The organism is Chryseobacterium sp. A321 (genome assembly GCF_054489265.1).
The window spans coordinates 1,400,725-1,419,375 of record NZ_JBTMWZ010000001.1; the positions used below are offsets into that span (position 1 = coordinate 1,400,725).

13 protein-coding genes and 2 pseudogenes are annotated in these 18,651 nt (G+C 34.6%); 4 read left to right on the plus strand and 11 right to left on the minus strand.

The features are described from left to right. Nucleotides 1-31 precede the first annotated feature (31 nt). The 4 genes and pseudogenes from ACX3PZ_RS06610 to ACX3PZ_RS06625 all read left to right on the plus strand — a co-directional run bounded on the left by ACX3PZ_RS06610 (nucleotide 32) and on the right by ACX3PZ_RS06625 (nucleotide 5,057). Entirely contained in the window at nucleotides 32-2,236 is a 2,205-nt protein-coding gene (locus ACX3PZ_RS06610; protein WP_459112307.1) for a peptidase domain-containing ABC transporter, read from the plus strand. Beyond that, nucleotides 2,226-3,530: an HlyD family secretion protein gene (locus ACX3PZ_RS06615; RefSeq protein ID WP_459112308.1), complete on the plus strand. Its 1,305-nt coding sequence runs from the start codon at nucleotides 2,226-2,228 to the stop codon at nucleotides 3,528-3,530. The genes ACX3PZ_RS06610 and ACX3PZ_RS06615 overlap by 11 nt, the downstream gene beginning before the upstream one ends. 123 nt (nucleotides 3,531-3,653) lie before the next feature. Continuing rightward, a pseudogene (locus ACX3PZ_RS06620) lies at nucleotides 3,654-3,782 on the plus strand (transposase); the annotation flags it as partial. A 79-nt stretch (nucleotides 3,783-3,861) separates the two neighbouring features. Further along, nucleotides 3,862-5,057, plus strand: a protein-coding gene (locus ACX3PZ_RS06625; RefSeq protein ID WP_459112309.1) for an IS3 family transposase whose coding sequence is annotated in 2 segments (ribosomal slippage) — nucleotides 3,862-4,123 and nucleotides 4,123-5,057 — 1,197 coding nt in all. Because the reading frame shifts where the segments join, the coding sequence is not laid out codon by codon here. Here the strand turns inward: ACX3PZ_RS06625 and ACX3PZ_RS06630 are convergent. The 11 genes and pseudogenes from ACX3PZ_RS06630 to ACX3PZ_RS06680 form a co-directional block, all read right to left on the minus strand. Continuing rightward, a pseudogene (locus ACX3PZ_RS06630) lies at nucleotides 5,036-5,740 on the minus strand (IS3 family transposase); the annotation flags it as partial. The gene ACX3PZ_RS06625 and the pseudogene ACX3PZ_RS06630 overlap by 22 nt on opposite strands. Then, nucleotides 5,737-6,030: a transposase gene (locus ACX3PZ_RS06635; protein WP_459112310.1), complete on the minus strand. Its 294-nt coding sequence runs from the start codon at nucleotides 6,028-6,030 to the stop codon at nucleotides 5,737-5,739. The gene ACX3PZ_RS06635 and the pseudogene ACX3PZ_RS06630, both read right to left, overlap by 4 nt. Before the next feature lie 364 nt (nucleotides 6,031-6,394). Next, on the minus strand, nucleotides 6,395-7,321 hold the full coding sequence (locus tag ACX3PZ_RS06640) for a DNA/RNA non-specific endonuclease (RefSeq protein WP_459112311.1): 927 nt from the start codon (nucleotides 7,319-7,321) through the stop codon (nucleotides 6,395-6,397). Nucleotides 7,322-7,325: 4 nt separating this feature from the next. Continuing rightward, nucleotides 7,326-8,357, minus strand: a complete 1,032-nt coding sequence (locus ACX3PZ_RS06645) for a trypsin-like peptidase domain-containing protein (protein ID WP_459112312.1) — start codon at nucleotides 8,355-8,357, stop codon at nucleotides 7,326-7,328. A 1-nt stretch (nucleotide 8,358) separates the two neighbouring features. Continuing rightward, on the minus strand, nucleotides 8,359-9,504 hold the full coding sequence (locus ACX3PZ_RS06650) for a hypothetical protein (protein WP_459112313.1): 1,146 nt from the start codon (nucleotides 9,502-9,504) through the stop codon (nucleotides 8,359-8,361). A gap of 6 nt (nucleotides 9,505-9,510) precedes the next feature. Further along, complete coding sequence (locus ACX3PZ_RS06655; RefSeq protein ID WP_459112314.1) at nucleotides 9,511-12,048, minus strand: GAP1-N1 domain-containing protein; 2,538 nt, start codon at nucleotides 12,046-12,048, stop codon at nucleotides 9,511-9,513. After that, nucleotides 12,045-12,875: a TRAFAC clade GTPase domain-containing protein gene (locus ACX3PZ_RS06660; RefSeq protein ID WP_459112315.1), complete on the minus strand. Its 831-nt coding sequence runs from the start codon at nucleotides 12,873-12,875 to the stop codon at nucleotides 12,045-12,047. Before ACX3PZ_RS06660 ends, ACX3PZ_RS06655 begins: the two co-directional genes overlap by 4 nt. Beyond that, on the minus strand, nucleotides 12,876-13,835 hold the full coding sequence (locus ACX3PZ_RS06665; RefSeq protein WP_459112316.1) for a TRAFAC clade GTPase domain-containing protein: 960 nt from the start codon (nucleotides 13,833-13,835) through the stop codon (nucleotides 12,876-12,878). A 1-nt stretch (nucleotide 13,836) separates the two neighbouring features. Beyond that, complete coding sequence (locus ACX3PZ_RS06670; protein ID WP_459112317.1) at nucleotides 13,837-15,084, minus strand: GTPase-associated system all-helical protein GASH; 1,248 nt, start codon at nucleotides 15,082-15,084, stop codon at nucleotides 13,837-13,839. A gap of 12 nt (nucleotides 15,085-15,096) precedes the next feature. Continuing rightward, a complete protein-coding gene (locus ACX3PZ_RS06675; protein WP_459112318.1) occupies nucleotides 15,097-17,454 on the minus strand; it encodes a S8 family peptidase in 2,358 nt (785 codons plus the stop codon). 1 nt (nucleotide 17,455) lies between these two features. Beyond that, nucleotides 17,456-18,547, minus strand: a complete 1,092-nt coding sequence (locus ACX3PZ_RS06680) for an AAA family ATPase (protein WP_459112319.1) — start codon at nucleotides 18,545-18,547, stop codon at nucleotides 17,456-17,458. Nucleotides 18,548-18,651 lie beyond the last annotated feature (104 nt).

Here is an 18,651-nt window from a genome sequence, read left to right on the forward strand (position 1 = left end):
AATTAATAATGAATATCTTTTAATTTTTAAAATGAATTTAAGGCATTTTCCCTTTTATAAACAACCCGATGCTAAGGATTGTGGTCCAACTTGTTTGAGAATCATAAGCAAATACTATGGGAAAAATATATCTTTACAACAAATTCGTAGTCTTTCTGAAACTACTAGAGAAGGTAGCTCATTACTTGGTCTAAGTAATGCAGCAGAAAATTTAGGCTTTTCGACGTTAGGTGTTAAATTAGACTTTAATACTCTAAAAGAAGTCCCTTTTCCATGTGTTGTACATTGGAATAAACAACATTTTGTAGTTGTTTATGATATAATAGAAAAAAAAACTGATTGCAAAATAAAAATAAGTGATCCAAGTTATGGACTCATTACGTATAATGATGAAGAATTTATTAAACAATGGATAGGTAATAATGCCGATCAAAATACAGAAGAAGGAATAGCATTAATTTTAGAGACTACACCAGCTTTTTATCAAAAGGAATATGATGAAGAAGAAAGTAAAGCGAGTCTCAAATTTCTTTCTAAATATTTATTCAAATACAAATCACTAATCCTTCAGTTAGCTGTTGGTTTATTGGCGGGAAGTTTATTATCTCTTATTCTTCCATTTCTTACTCAAAGCATTGTAGATGTTGGTATACAAAATCAGGATTTAAACTTTATTTATTTGGTATTAATTGCACAAATAATGCTTTTTTTGGGAAGAATGGGAATAGAAATTATTCGAAGTTGGATTTTATTGCACCTTTCTTCTAGAATTAATATTTCTATTATTTCTGATTTCTTTATTAAATTAATGAAACTTCCTATCAGTTTTTTTGATACAAGAATGACGGGTGATATTATGCAGAGAATTAATGATCATCATAGAATTGAACAGCTTCTTACCAATTCTTCGCTCAACACTTTATTTTCTTTGGTGAATTTTATTATTTTCAGCATTGTTTTGTTGTTTTATGATTATAGGTTATTTATAGTTTATTTGGTTGGAGCAATTCTATATGTAACATGGATTACCTTTTTTCTTAATAAAAGAAAAGAATTAGATTATAAAAGATTTTCTCAAGTTTCCCAAGAACAAAGCAAAGTAATTGAACTTATTAACGGAATGCAGGAAATTAAAATGCATAATGCCGAAAAACAAAAACGTTGGAGTTGGGAATTTCTGCAAGTAAAACTATTTAAATTAAGAATTAAATCACTTTCATTAGAACAATGGCAATCGGTTGGGGGAAGCTTCATTAACCAAATTAAGGATATTTTTATGAGTTTTCTTTCAGCAAAATTGGTATTAGATGGGAATCTGACTTTAGGGATGATGCTTTCAGTCCAATATATCATTGGACAGTTAAATAGTCCTTTAATGCAGTTAATTGATTTTATAAAGCAATACCAAGATGCATCTATCTCTTTGGAAAGACTTGCAGAAATACATGATAGAGAAAATGAAGAAAATCATGAAGAACAATATGTTAATGATATTCCTCAAAAAGATATAGAGATAAAGAATGTTTCTTTTAAATATATCGGTACTGAACAATTTGTTTTTGAAGATTTAAATCTTATGATTCCTTATCAAAAGATCACAGCTATAGTAGGAGCCAGTGGAAGTGGCAAAACTACCCTACTAAAATTACTAATGAAATTTTATGAGCCTAATAATGGAGAAATAAAATTAGGAAGCACCAATCTTAAAAATATTTCTCCAAGATTCTGGAGAGAGCATTGTGGTGTTGTTATGCAAGATGGCTATGTTTTTAATGATACCATTGCAGAGAATATTGCAGTTGGAGAAGATTATATTGACAAAAACAAATTAAGAAAATCGGTAGAAATTGCTAACATCAAAGATTTTATTGAAGAGTTGCCTTTAAGTTATAACACTAAAATAGGTAATGAAGGAATCGGAGTAAGTGGCGGACAAAAACAAAGGCTTTTCATTGCTCGAGCAGTATACAAATCTCCAGAGTATATCTTTTTTGACGAAGCAACATCTGCTTTAGATGCCAATAATGAAAGAATCATTATGGAAAACTTGGGACAATTCTTTAAAGGGAAAACAGCTATAGTGATTGCTCATCGTCTTTCAACCGTAAAACATGCAGATAAAATTATTGTATTGGATAAAGGAAAAGTAGTAGAAGAAGGAACTCATAAAGAGTTGGTAACATTAAAAGGAGAATATTATAGACTTGTTAAAAATCAGTTGGAACTTGGAAGCTAAAAAAGACATATTAGACAATATAGAACTTCGTTCAGAAAGTGTTCAAGACATTCTTACGAGACCACCACATTGGATGGTTCGTTGGGGGAATACAATTATATTTATCATTTTACTAATGATATTGCTGATGAGTTATTTCATTAAATATCCAGAATTTGTACCAGCTCCAATTATAGTAACCTCCCAAAATCCGCCTGAAAAGCTATTGTCAAGGACAAATTCTAAAATTGAAAAAATATTTATTAAAGATCATCAAGAAGTTAAAAAAGGTGATGTTTTAATGATTTTACAATCAACAGCCAACTACAGTGATGTATTAAAACTCAAAAAAATTGTTGATTCTATTTCGCCTAATCAAATTTTGAATTTTCCATTAAGTGAAACTTCAAAATATAAATTGGGAGATTTACAAAGTGATTACAATTCTTTTGCAAAAGCTTTTCAGGACGAAAGATTGTTTTCAAGACTAAAACCTTATGCTCCAGAAGATATTGCAACTAGCCAAAGCCTATCAGAAAGTAGAGGAAGAATAGCCACATTACAACAACAATTGAATTTAGAAAATGCTAAATTTGACTTAACCAAGAAAAATTATGAACGTTTTCAACAACTCTTTAATCAAGGAGTAATTGCTAAGATGGAATTGGAAAATGAAAGAATAAGATATCTTCAAGCCCAACAAAATGTTAAAAGTATAATGCTTTCAATTTCTCAATTAGAGGAGTCTCTTAATAATTTAAATAAAACTAAAAGTGGTGTCGCAATAAATTCTGAAAAGGATAAAATCAATTATTCTTCTCAAACTCTACAACTTTTTGAACAATTGAGAAAATCTTTGAAGCAATGGGAACAAAACTATTTGATTATTTCTTCAACAAATGGAACGGTGAGTTTTCAGCAATTTTTGGGAGAAAACCAATTTGTAAAAACAGATGAAGCAATACTATCTATTTTACCAACAAATAAAGAAGCTCTAGTAGGCAGAATGTCTATTCCATCAATAAATTCTGGAAAAGTAATTTCAGGACAAAATGTATTAATAAAACTCGATAACTATCGCTACCAAGAATTTGGTATTGTAGAGGGTAGAGTTCAAAACATCTCTCTTACTCCAGATGATAATGGGAATTATTATGTTGATGTTATTTTACCTAAAGGATTGAGAACTTCTTATAATAAAACTCTTACTTTTGACAAAGAACTAAAAGGGAATGCCGAAATTGTAACCCAAGATTTAAGATTAATTGAGCGTTTCTTCTATCAAATTAGAAAATTATTGGGGTATCAATCATAATATGAATTACTAATCTTTAAAAATCAAATCAGCTCATGGTGTTGACCTTCTCCCGAAAAACAGTATCAATTAAAAGTAGAGATTTTTCGAAAAGTATTTAATTTTAAATAAAGAAAAAATCTTATGAAAAAGAGCAGATTTACAGAGAGTCAGATTGTATTTGCATTAAAACAATCGGAGACGGGCGTGAAAGTGGAAGAAGTTTGTCGTAAAATGGGCATCAGTGAAGCTACTTTTTACAATTGGAAGAAGATGTGTTGTTGTAAGCTCCCCCGAAAACAGTACGGTTTAAAAGTATAAAATTAATTAACTTTAAATCGTAATTAAGACAATGAAAAAGAGCACATTTAGTCCTGCAAAGATTGCAGGTGTTTTAAAAGAGTTTGCTTCGGGCCGTAGTGCCGAGGAGCTGGCAAGGGAGAATAGCATCAGTACAGCTACCTTATATAAGTGGCGCCAAAGGTACAATGGCATGGAAGCCAGTGAACTCAAGCGAGTAAAAGAGTTAGAAGAAGAAAACGCAAGGCTAAAGCGTATGTACGCTAACCTCGCAATGGAGCTTGACGTGGCTAAATATATTATTGAAAAAAAGCTTTAAAGCCTTGTCAGAAACGGGAGATTGTCGTGGAGATTCATGAGCTCCGTCCGAAGGATTCTGGCAAGGCTTTACGAGTACTTAAACTAAGCAGAAGCAGTTTTCATTACCGTTCGCTGAAAGATGATTCTACGGTGATAATGGAGCTTGAACAGCTTACGCAGAGCCATCCTAGAGAGGGTTTTTGGAAGTATTATTACCGTCTGCGCAACCGTGGCAAAAAAATCAATCATAAGCGGTTACACAGGGTTTATAAGGAAATGAAGCTTCCTTTGCGACGCAAGGTAAAGAAACGGCTCCCTGCCAGAGTAAAATCACCTTTGGAGGTGCCGCAAACATTTACTCACACGTGGAGTATTGATTTTATGAGCGACGTACTGGCAAGTGGAAGAAAGTTCCGCAGTTTTAATGTGATTGATGATTACAACCGAGAAATCCTTCACATTGAGGCAGATTACAGTTTGAAAAGTTCGCGGGTGATCTGGATACTGAACCATCTGGTGAACCGCTTTGGAAAGCCTAAGAAAGTACGCATGGACAATGGACCGGAGTTTATAGCAAATATCGCTGAAGTGTGGAGCAGGGTAAATGAGGTCGACTTTGCTTATATTCAGCCTGGGAAACCTACACAGAATGCCTACATCGAACGCTTCAACAAAACTTACAGGAATCAAATCCTGGATGCATATATTTTTGAAAGTTTGGATGAAGTAAGAAGTGTTACCGAGGAATGGGTAAGGGATTACAATTATGAACGCCCCCATGACTCATTGGGTGGTTTATCACCTGTGATGTGGAAAAATGGACAGCAAGCCAAAGCTAAAGCCAGCACTTTTCCTGCCCACTTTTCCACATCCGACAACAACAACAGTGAAAATTCAAGAAAAAATTCTACTTTTGAAGCGTACTGTTTTCGGGGGAGCTTACACTGATACTTTATAGTTCGCCAAAATCGTTCGATATAAATGTTGTCCAGCGCGCGTCCTTTGCCATCCATACTTATTTGGATATGCTGGTCTTTGAGATACTCAACGTACTCTCTGCAGGTAAACTGGCTGCCCTGATCACTGTTCAGGATCGATGGTTTACCATGGTCCCGGATCGCATCTTTTACTACCCTTAGAGAGGAATCGGCATCGAGCGAGTTACTCAGTCCCCAGCCAACGATATAGCGGCTGTAAACATCGATAATTGCTGTTAGATACATAAATCCCTTTGCCATGGGAATGTAAGTAATGTCAATCTCCCAAACCTGATTTTTCTCCGTTATAGCGAGATTCCGAAGCAAATAGGGGTAAATATATTCGTTCTTTTTCCATTGCGTTAAATGCCTGCGGGGATAGATTGGTTTGATGCTAGCCAATCTCATCAGCCGTCTTACACGCTCATAACCAATGTGGATTCCCCTGTCCTCCAGCATGGATTGCATGGTCAGGACTCCGGCAGTGGGTTCTTCCAGGATATGCTTGTCCATGATCTCCATGATTTCCAGATTCACCTGCGGTTCGCCTTTGGGCTCATAGTAAAATCCAGAACGGTTTATTTCTAGAACCTCACATTGTTTACGGATACTCAGAGCATGTTTGCGGTCAATTAAAAGCTTGGAATCAATCATAGACCTAACTTGGATAAACTTTTTTTTAAAAAGTCTTTCTCCATCTGTAATTCCCCTATCTTGCAATACAGCTTATCCACATCCACATCGTTACCAGAGGTCGATGATTTGGTTTTCTGCTCAAATACAAGCGAGGAGTTCTCCAAAAACTCCTGCTTCCATTGCGAGATCTGATTGGGATGCAAATCAAACTTAACGGCCAGTTCTGAGAGTGTTTGCCGCTCTTTCAGTGCCTCAATGGCAACCTGTGCCTTGAAAGAGGAATCGAATTTTCTTCTGCTTCTTTTCATAATTTTCACTTGATTAAAATTAAACTTTTTTTTCAATTAGTCAAGTGGTCCAAATTTGCGGGGGTATTATAGACCTTTCTGGACAGCATCGGCCTGGCAAAGGAAAAGTTGTTAGAAGCACTAAAGGAAGACCAGATTGCGGCTTATCCCTCCTCAAGCCACTCACGGGAGGGTGAGCCGCAATCTGTGTCTGGTGATTTAGAAGAAAGCTGGCTATCTTTGGAAAACTCATCTGACACTTTTTAAAACCACTAACTGTCAGATCAAGTAGTGGCTATTACACCTAAAGGTGGGTAGCTGTCTGTGGTTAGTTAGTGCTAAAAATTGATCCTGCTATTATTACAGTAGGTAAATAATTCAATTTTTATAAAGTTAAATTCTCTATGCTAAACCCTAATTTATATTCTAACGAATCAATTTCCAAATCAGGATCAATATCAATTTCTTTTAATACTAACCTACTATTTCTTGTGTCTGTATATGAATCAATTGCTGTTGGAATTTCCAAACCAGTCATTTCTTCAATAAGAGATATGTTAACCTGATAAGTGTCTGAATCTTTAAATTGCATAAAAAGCTGATCATCTGATTCTAATTCTTCGATAATATGGTTTTCCTTAAGCAGTTTATTCTGGCTCATCATAAATCCAACCCTGTAAAGATTCCCATCTTCTTTTTGAAAAACAACGACTTTCCAAAACAGAGACGGGATTTGTATTTGTTTACCATTTATAGGTGTCACAAAATATGGATTTGAACTTGATAAAACCGGACCTGTAAAAACACAAATTCGTAATTCACTTTGCCTCGTTTCGGTATGGAGTATGTAATCCTCTAAACTTCGCCATATATCTCTATTTAAATCTTTATGCTGTGGAACCGCATTCGTATAATAAAATGTTGAGTTAGCAGCATTTAACGCTATTCCAAGAGTTTCTCCCCATTGGACGTCTTCTCGCTTAGTCATATGGCCTTTGTCAAAATCACTTTTGGGGGCACTGTAGAGCTCTTTACCCAATTGAAACTCTTTGGATAACCTTTTGTCTTTTCGCCAATTATCCTTTCTTGGAACTTTCTTAAATTCAATTCCATCAACATTTGTTGCTGTATAGAATGGAAATTTGTGAGATGCAGATTGCTGTAAACTGTAATTAATATATTTTATCACATCATTCCCCTCATCGTCGAATGCTAGATCAGCTGATTGTTCCTGACTGAGCTTGGATAAAGGTACTGTTTGGTTTGAAATGAATTTTTCATCATACCCCTGAAATAGCTTTTCACTTATCATAAATTCAGTTTTTATAGTTGTCTTTTACAAATTGAATAATTTTATTAATGAAAATACCTTCATTACGTGATTTGATTCCTTCAGGGAGTACTGGCTCTCCCGGTTTATTCCCACCAGCACTATGATGTAATGCCACCACTTCCCAATCAGAATTAAAAACAGGTGATCCTGAGGACCCTTTTAATGTATCGGTAAGGTACTGAACAACTCTTTCACTAGTATTTGTTACGATGTTATGGTAAAGCGAAATTTGCTTCATTTCTCCTCCGGGATGTTGAATAATATTTACGAAATCGTTCTGTGCTATTTCAATTTCTTTCAGTTCAATATAACCGTATGATTCCAATTCATTGTGGTCATCTATAAGATTAAAAATAGTTGTATCATATTCATTCACAGGAGAACAATACCAAGCCCGATTTTCGTCAATCCTGAAACTCTTGGATGCAATACTATTACCATCTATATCCAATTCATAGTCAAAAATCACCTTTGTTTTATCAATATCCTTACGGTCATTGATAACATGGTAATTTGTTATAAAGAATAAAACATTAATCCCTTTTACCTTAAACAAAAAGCCCGTACCAACATTAACCCGATTACTGCCAATCTTAATTTCTACTTTTCCAACAGCCTTACTTTTTTGAACGCCCCTTGCTAAAAAGTTAACAGGAAGTAAAGTACTACGCCCCATTGTCAAAACTTCTAGTGTTTCTTTTGAAACATCTTGCCACTTGGAAATTTTATCAATGTCCGGGCTTAAAGAATAGTCAATTTCTTTTGTAGCTAAGGCTGATTTCAAAAATGGATTATCAGGATACGTATTTAGTACAGACTTTACCAACTCATCTACCTTGCTATTCTTATCAGCTTCGCTTAGAACATTACTCCAAACGTCCATAGCGTTACCACTTGTATCAATAAATTGTGGTTTCAAACCGGATGCTTTTACATACTTTGTGATTCCGTCCTTGTTAGGAACCAAGTCACTTAAAGCATCATTTAATTGGGTAAGTTTTTTTGTCCAGGCCATTTCACTTAAATATTTGTGGGTAATCTACTGTTAATCTATCAACAAGGTTTTCTACCATTTCTTTTTTTATACACAAATCAATAAGTTGGGAGGACATATTAACCGCCGAATCTTCCACCAATAGAGAGACATTCACGCCAATTTTTTTTGCCAAAGTTCTAACTGATACACTGGATTGATAATATTGTGGAAGCTTTATCATTAACTGTTCTACCGACTGCTCCTTGAAATATGCTCCGCGAATTCTCTCGTATAGTAAGTTTAGTTTTGCCTTTTCAGACGCTTGCGTTAATTCTGTTGGAGATAAGTAACGAGATGAAAAAATTGGATTTACTATATTGGGATTTAAAAGATATTCACCGTTTCGTCCTTCTTTCTTTGCATATTCTTTAAAGAAATGTTCAATTTCACTATCAACATTTTGGACTTTACTATCTGCTGTTACATATACAAAGTCATAAAAAAGACTATCTTGATATTCGTATTCCATTAAAGAAAAAGGATGATAAACGACAGGATAGTTTCTTTCTAATATCTGAATTTTATCAATGGAATCAATTACCAAATACCCTCTGGGTACATCTTTGGTTGAAGCGAATTTTGATGCCCAGTGCATATCCATTGGTTGCCATTTAGCATCTCTAATCATAACACAATCTCCTTGCTTAATTTTCAAATGATCATAAACTTCAGGGAAGCATAACAAAGGAATTCCAGCTGATGCATTGCAGCCAGTACTAATTGATAATAATACTTTTCCTTCATCAGTCGGTGGTAATAATAATGTACCTACACCTCCCATCACTTTTTTAGATTTCCCTGGAGGATAAAACTCTATCCATTGCTTACTTTTGAAGGCAATATCTTCTTTCTTATGCAGCCTTATTTGTTCTGATGATGGGGTCCAATAAAGTCCCGGAATACGAGCAACCCAATTGGAAACTACAAAATTGTATAAGTCAATTTTTTGGTTCCAATATTTAGTGGGATCAGGAATTATGTTTCTCCAAAACTCTTCATCATTAGAGAACCAAAAGTTTTCATCATTCGTAATATCCTCATTTATAGAGTTTATCTCTTCAGCTAAAGCATAATTCTCCATCGTTTCAATGAGTTTTGTTCCTTTGTATAATTCTTTTAAACTCATAATTGGTTATGTTTTTATGAAGCTTTTTCGTAAATCATACATGATTTTAAACCTCTGGTTATTCCCATATTGTTTCTTTACTTCTTTAAGTAAATCGTTCATTGTTATTTCTTTGAAATGACCTTTACGCAACTTATAAAGCACATCACTCCAAATTTCACTTGATGTTCCTTTTGTAAGTAACTCTGATTCTTTTCCTCCGGCTTTTTTCCAAATGGTTGTTAATGATGTTCCATTTGGGTACAGCTCAACGATTAATTCTTCTGCACTTTGCCACCACTGATCTTCTGTAATATCAACAGAAGACAAAGTTTCTGCTAAGAGCAATAGTCCTTTAGTTATAAAGTCTAAAAGATGGTGACATTCTGCTAATGTATACTTCCAATTATTATGTTTAGAAGCTTTAGCGTTAATGGCATAAGCAGAGCTGGAAAAGCGTTTTCTTGCTATCAGTTTCCCTAATTGAGTTGCGTCAATAGCACTAATTTGTCCTGAAAAATTATTTAGATAATCCCGAAGATTATAGTCACTTAGTTGAGGGAATTTTTCAAAGATCGGAATTACAGATTTGATATTATTTCTATTGAAATACAAGAAATCAGCGATACCCTTTCTACTTATATGATCTGACAAAACGGTATCGTTCGGTATCTCAATGGTTGAATTTTTACTGAGTTGTTCAAGTAAGGTAGCGGACGTTTTAACCAAAAAATTGTCTTTTATTGATACTGGCAGCTTTTCCCATAAATTAGCGCGTTTAGGATACGTAAGTAGATTTCCAAATTCTGAGCGGGAAATTTTATCAATAAGTCTTTCAGAAACCACATTGCCACCAATAAGATGGTCAAACAATTTATGTATTTCTTTTTCAGGCTCTTTTAATCCTGCATCTATCTGATTTCCATTTTCAATAGTCTCGGCCCAAATTAGCTGCCAATTGGCATTTAAGACATCCATTTTCTTCAGATGCTTAGGTGCAGTACGGCAGATTTTACCAGCAATTTTAACCATTCGAAATTCACCAGTGTTAACAGCATAATCAATAATTGAGTTATCATCTTTTCCTGCTATTATCACCTCAATAGCTTCAAAATAATTTTCGTCCCGATCAATTTTGAATAGTTCTGTTAGAGCATTGCCTAATTCAAATTGTCTATCCAATAGATGGGCGTATAACCTTAGCCAATTATTGCTAATCGAGAATCCTTGTAATTCTTCAATAAGTTCTTCTGAAATTTTCTTAGGTAATTTTTCAATAAAATAGCTTTCAGCATTTTTGGATTTGTCAATAAAAGATTTAATTATGGACAGAATTGTTGGTGATTCCATTAACCAAGCGTAGACAGTAGCAATCTTGGAAGCTTGAAGGGTTCCTAGATAGGATTCAAGTTCTTGTGTTATTACTTTATCCCACCAATTCAGATTACTCTTTTTTACCTGCTCAAAAAATGAGGTATAGCCAACTGATTTATTTTCAATTGAGAAAATACGTTTTTTCATCCAGCCTATTAATGCTGTTGATAAAGTTTTTTTTGAGTTCTTGAAGCTCTCCGTTTTGAAATGTCTTAATATATTCAGGTCAGAAAAGTTTGCCGATTCTGCTAATTGGACAATCTTATTTAATAATCGTTGCTTAAAATCTGTCCCTTGTTTGTCCGAAGGCGCATATTGTGCAACAATATGTGAGAGAGTATTTAGCTTTTTAAGATCTTTTACGCTGTCTACTTGTTCAAAAGTATCAATACCTTTCGCTATTAAGGCAATATCTTCTCGTGAAAGAACCTTTGCTTCAATCGTTTTCTCGAAATTGCTGATACGTTGTTGAACGGAGGCATCACCAATTAACAATTGTTCTATTAACTCAGTAGGTTCGTGGTTATCGTTCTTTCCAATGATAAAGAAGTCCGATCTGACAAACTTGCTTTGAACACTTTCAGGTACAGCAATTAGACTTATGTGATTCGTTTCTTTATGATCATTATTGAATGCAATACCAAACTGAAAATTTTGTCGTTCAATAACGGTTAGACGTTTCCACAGCTCTATAACCGCTGTGTCGAAGCCTTCCTGCCCAATCCAGATTAATGTATTCTTATAGCTGTTTATGTTAATATAGCCATTAATGAGTTTGTTGAATTTTCCTCGAATCGCATCAGGTATACTGGTGATATTACTTGAGGACATTTCTATTGAAATCGTCTCCAGAAGTGTATTCTTATTTATTTCTTGGGGTAATAGACTTATAATCTGTTCTATGTTATCTCTTCCTACTATTTCTTTTTTCGGTATCATCAGAACATGAGAAAACTTCCTGCCTCTTCGTACATCAGGAGATGTATCCTCAAAGGTTTTCATAATCAGGAAGAAGTCTCCTTCTGAAAATCCACGAATGGCAGGATTCCAATTAATTCCACTGGTTTGATCTTGTAAGTCCGTTCTAAAAGCAATACTCTTAGCAATATTAACATCCGGCAAGGTGGTTTTTATTAAACCCCATGCTTTATTCACTTCTCCGCAAATGGATTGATGTATTATTACTTTCACAATAATGCTTGTTCTATTAGTTCTGTAATGTCATTTGTTTGAGCGCCATCAGGCAATACTAAATATCCAAATTCTTCGGGTCCTTCAATCTGATATTTTTCTTTGTTCTCTGGTGTAGTCAGAGAAAACCCTTGAGCAGAAAGACCAATTATGTTCAGATAACTTTCATCCCAGTTAGACTCCAAGAAGTTTAATAAGAGAGGTAACTTAGATTTCAATACATCATAAGGCTTTTCTTCTGTATTCATTTCATCCCAGCAGGTTAAGACAATAGTCAGCTTCGGCTTATCATTTACCCTATGATAGTCTGTTCCTTTAGCATGTAAAAGGATTTGTAATAATTCGATAAAAAAGCTTTGATCCGATATTTTATACTCGGTTTCAGACAATGCCTCTTCGGAACTTTTTTGATGCTGTTCAGAATAGGTAACATCACTGATATCTAAAGGCTTGTTTACATTATTTATTCTGATAAACAAAATCCAGCTATCACTCTCCTGTATAGAAGTTGTCCATTCCTTATTTAACTCCCGATTCTCAACAATACTTAAAACCTGTTCTCCTCCATATTCGGGACATTTTAAATCAACTTGCTTTTCAGCTATTTGAATAGGCAAGTAAAACTTTACACTTTTTTCGGATGGAGTTGTCTGAGGTTCTTCTCCGGATGCTAATGCTTCTCTTGCTCCGGAAATAGGAGATAAATCATCCACTGATTTATAAAGCTTCAGCTTACTCTTATTTTTCTGCAATTTTGAGTAAAACTGTGAAAGGAATACCGTCTTGGATGAATGAGGTTTCCCGATAAGTAATATAGATGTGCTCATTTATATTCTTTTATAATTTAAGAAAATATCATTTCCCATATTATCATTCTCAATCGGAATCTCCGACTTTTGCAAACTAAACACTTTGCAAAGTAGCCAATCCAATACAGCTATATTGTTGTCATGAACTAATACATCAGGATCATCCGAGGAAAAATTACTGATGTCTATCTCTTCATAGTTTTCGAAGAGCTCTTTCAACTCTCCGTGTAACTTTTCTCGAATTGTCGGGTGTACGTCTTCTTTTTTATCACTTTTTGACCAAACGGCAATCACAGGCCTGTTCCTTAAATCGTGCTTTAGCATTTGCGCCAGATCTATAATATCCGTCCTTGCTGAAACCATTCTATTAATCAGATCTTCACAATCAATAAAGAGAATAAAAGCATTTGAATGTTCATAAACCCACCTTGCATTTTCTGCATTTGCATCATTTCTATTTTTTGACCAAATAGAAAAAACCTCACCAGATGCGTCAGATATTAAAATGTCTTTTAATTTTTTTGCCTGATTTCGTAATGCCAAATGCAATAAGCGGATGTATTGGGCGGGAGTAGGATCAGGAAATGTGACACCTTCCTGTTGAACCCTTAATTTTTGATATAATTCATCCCAAGCATTTATTGTTTTCGTACCACAAAAGTCAAATTCTTTAAGTTTTATACCTCTAAGAAGTAATGTAAAAAGCATAGCTAGATATGTTGTCTTCCCCGCATCAGCTTTTCCTATTATACCAATGATCACTGGTGTATTTCTATACGTTACTTTGGGTAGTTCCTCTATAGCAAAAGCATCTCCTGTCCATGGCAAATCAGATTTTTTCTCTTTTTTTGGAACAGGTTTGGTTTTGGGATGCAAGGCATTTGACTTCATCCAAAATTCGCAATCAATATATTTTTCTTTTCCTTCATGACAACTGATCGGCGCAGCACATTCAGGATTTGAACACTTCCCTGTCATACTATTTTGTGTTTAGAATTTTTACTAATTGAAAGTCATGGAATAACCAATTTGTCAATTCATTTGGAGATAGTTTTATATTTAGTGGTACCCCTATAAGCTCTTCAAATTGAGTGAACTGATGTTTACTCCATATAAGCCCGTTGATGAAGTTTAGCAATGTTGATTTGCCTGTCAATGCGTCCCCCTCGGGCAATATAGCTTTTAACTTCTCTGAATGCTCCAGAAGGGTTTTAAGAAAGTCTTCAAGCGTTAGTTCTTCCTTTGTACTTCCTTTTAGTCCGTTATAAGTTTCTTTCAGAAAATAATCAACGCTTTTCGGGTAAATCACAGGAATGAAGGATGAGTAATCATAAGCCAATACTATTTCCAAGATATTTTTATCCAGCTCATCATAACTTTTATCTGTAGAAGATGAGTATCCTGCCTCTTTCCACCACAATAGTTCTGATCTTAACTGTAATGATTTACTTCTATTTGAAACTTCCGTTTGTACTTGTTCTAATGCTTTAGTTAAACTGCTTTGAATTGCATTTTTATTCTCATTTACAACCATAACAATGGCTTTCAAAGATGAGTCAATAGCATTTTTAATCCCTTTGGTCGCCCTTGGTACAAATTGATGACTCCAACTTTGTCCTGAATTTGGCCAAACTGAATTTGGAGAATCGAAATTTGCAACTCCATCAGAATTTGATGGACCAGAAGCATCTTCTAAATACTTTTTCAAATTATCATCGTTGATCAAATACTTCGTTATGTCCTTTAACTCAATTTCAATTTTTGATAGTGTATTATTATTTGACAACGCCCACTCTTTATTAGCTTTTTGATTAATATCATTACCCAATTTTGTAAGAAATTCCAATATGATTTCTTTTTCTTTCCCAATCAGTTTATGATACTGCACAATGTTTCTGCTCGCAAACCAAATAAGTAGCGAGTGGTTAACATCATCGCTTATGCTGCTTAAAGCTTCCAATATAACCGCCCTAATATATGTTAGAGGCGTGTCTTTCGCATTGGTAGCAAAAGTGCTCCAGTTCTTTATTATAATCTCCTTGACTTCCGCTATGTCAGCATTGTCAACAGATATATCAGGGTCAATTGCTGATAGTGTATATGATACTATTTTAGCTTTACTTTTCACCAATTTTTTAGCGATATCGTTGGCAGACTTTTTTAATTTTTTGAAATCTCCATCATCTGTTAATGAAAGGAGATTAGCGTTTAAGTAATTTTGTAACATAAAATACCCTTTTTAATTATTCAAATTATTGTTTGTATCAATTCGGACTTCTTCTCTAATCTTAATATTAGAATGCAAAAAGTTTCTTGTCTCCAGGAGTTGTGAGACTTCGTTATATACAGGATGCTTCCTTTTGTTATCCCTAATGGTTATGATTAGTGTGAAGTCTTGATTTAAAACCTCTCCGTCTTGTAATGCTAAGGTTTCAGCGAAATCCCTGTAAGCACCTATTATTTTAACGTACCACTTTCGATTGGATTCAAGATTATATGCTTTATTAGAAGGAGTCATCTCGTCCAGGTTAACAGCGTATTTTTTGACAGGCTGATATTTGTTTCCATAATTTAACAGCACTCTTTCTCGCGCATATTCGCTTTTTACGTCTTTTCTAAAATTACTCTTATAATTGGAATCTCTGAGGATATTTTGAGCATCTTCGGGTCCGAATTCATTTAAAATATTTGTTTTCTCAATATCTCGGTCTTTAATATTCTGATAAGTACCCAATTTAATTTCGAGGTTCGACTGACAATACTCTGCACCTTGTTTTTCTCTTAATACAGGTTGAGCCACAAGCGTCACTTTTATTTCCCCATAAAAATACCCGTCCTCATCAACCAAGGATTCAGGAAAAGGGAACTCCAATATTTCAATAAATTCTCCCTTTACGATGTTTTCCTGTAAAATGAGCGTAATCTCATGAGGATCATTATAAATAATGTTCTCGGCTGAGTCAGGAAGACCAAATCCCATTTGGTGTATTCTTTCGGTTACCGGAAGCGTTAACCCTTCTGGATACTTAGCCGAATGAATAGCCAAAGCTTTTAAAAGGGTGGGATTAAAACTTTCGCTTATCTTTAGATGAAGCTCGGAGAGTAAGGCCGTGACTCTTGGTGTCGCAAAACTTGTTCCTATATACTGTATGATTCTTCCATCAGGTGCAATTGCATTAACACCGTTTTGTATGAGTCTTGTGCCGTTCATTCCCGCATTTCCACCGTAACTAACTAAATCGGGCTTAATACTTTTCGCTGGCCCAGGGCCAATTCTTGTAAAGGGAGAAGGATGATTAACTTCTGCAATATCATTCTCGCCTTTAACGTGAGCAATGGAGCCCACTACTAAGCAACGAATTGAATCTGCGGACTTCGTAACTTTTCCTTTAGGTCTTCCTTGAATAAAGTTTTTACAATTTCCGGATGACTTACAAATGATGACATCATAAACTTCCTGAATATTGTCTAACGCTATTCCAAAATCCGAAAAGTCATTAGGGTCTGCATCTATATCAGTTCCTAATGATAGATTCCATATTTTAATATTTCTATTATTCTTAATCGCTTCCCGGACATTCTCAACCAATTCATCTTCATACACTGTTTCTTTATTATTGTCAGGAAAAACAGTAGCATCAAAAAGCTTGCATCCATTACTTCCTGAAAGTAATCTTTTTTGGAGCTTGTCACCATAGACTATTATGCTTGATACAGCTGTTCCATGGGTTGGATTGATAAGATCATCAGGATAAGAGGAAAATTTTTCAGGTAATAACCAAGGCTTTAGATATTTGTTTGAAGAAATACCTGAATCCAATACACCTATTACAGGATAATTTACTCCTTCAATAGGAGTCATAATTTCTAATTCATCTTTGGCCGATAGCGTATCATCAAGTATTACTTTGTATTTTGGCATAAAAGTAATAGCTTCAATTGCTTCAAATTCAGAAAGCTGGTCAATAATCGCCTTCGAACCATTCAATACTTTAAAGATGATCAAGCCCGGCGAATATTTGGTTTCCTTTATCTCCAGATTGAGACTGTTGCAAAAATTATGAAAGGCAATTTTTACAGCGTTGTTTAGCTCGTAATTGAGATAATCAATCAATAATACCTTCAAAACATCATATTCCTCAATATCAGTAATGTAAGGCTTATAAACTTCAATAGACTGGATTGCAGATATTGATTTGGCATTCTTGGTATAATCCAGAAAGTTTTGTTTGATCTGTTGTCCCTCTTCAATACTGTCAACTTTCACTAACAGGCTATTAGAATCTATAAAGCCAATAATATTATTTTTTGACAGCCTGCCATTGAAAACTTTCTGTATCTCTTTTCTGTGGCTTTTGGCTATGGCATTGTCATCAATATCCACTTTTAAAGCAGCAGGAATAAAGTCTCGTTCTTCAGGCCTGGTATTGAAGTCAGAAAAAACTTCTTCAAGGGGTTCCATTAGCCTCATAGCCCGCTCTTCAAGCTCACTTCCGCTGAGTTGCCATTTCGGTGGGGTGTTTGACCCACTGCCTTCAGTTTTTCTTTCATCAATTCTCCTTTTCTGGAAAATCTTAATTGGCAAATTCTTTTCCATTTTATTCCTCGTTTAAAGCGTTTCTTACTTGTCGCAAAGAGATGTTCATATAGGTTGAAATCTGCTTCTGAGATATGTTGTTTTCATTCAGGAATCTGATCAAATCCTCTTGCTTGAAGTGATTATTGGTCCTGTATTTTAAATACTGGGCAAATAGTTCTTCATAGCTAAGAACGTCTTTTTTGATTATAGCGTTATAATATGCATTGTTCAGTACTTTAATGACTTCAGAATGTGAATAACCATGCAAATATTTAGACAAAGCCTCTATTTTCTTGTCATCATATTCTATTTTGTCCTCAATTTTTTTGAAGTAGATTTTTATTAAGTTTTCTACCTCATCATAATTAGGAACTGTTAGATTAATTACTTTTTCAAAACGTCTCCAAATAGCGCTGTCTAATAGCTGTTCGTGGTTGGTCGCAGCTATAAGAATCCCTCCAGTTTCACTAAATTCATCAATGTTTTGCAATAGGCTATTAATTACCCTTTTTAGTTCTCCGGTTTCATGGCTATCATCTCGTGCTTTTGCAATAGCGTCAAATTCATCTAAGAAAAGTATACAAGGTTTACTTTTAGCGTAATCAAACAGTTTTCTGATATTTTTAGCAGTACTACCTAATAGTGATGAAATGAGAGAATCAAATCGAGCAACAACAAGTGGCATATCTAGCTCTTTCGCTATATATTTAGCTATTGAAGTTTTTCCACAGCCTGGAGGGCCGTACAGCAACAAAGACATATTTATATCCAAGCCTTTTTCTTTGATAATCTCTTTTGAATTGGCCAAAGAAATAAAATCTAAAACCGATTGATGAGTAGCATCTGAAAAAACAATATCCACATTATTGTTCTTAGGAAAAATTACATCAGCAATATTTAACCTTGTTTCGTTGTCCACCGGAGCTTCAAACAATTGGTCTTTATACACAGGAAGTCCGCTGCCCCCTTGAATTACTTTTATTATTCTTTCGGCTAATTTATCTGAACCATCCTCTTTCAATTTTTTTGCTAAATGTCTAGAATAGTTGAGCACTTTCTGTGGATTATTTGTTAACCCTCCTTCTATTATCTTAATGATCTCCGTATACATTATTTTAATGTTTGTGATACAAAAATAACAAAAATCGTTTTATAAAAAACATATATTGTAATATAATTTGTAAAATTCGTACAATTTATTTTTAAAAACGTGTC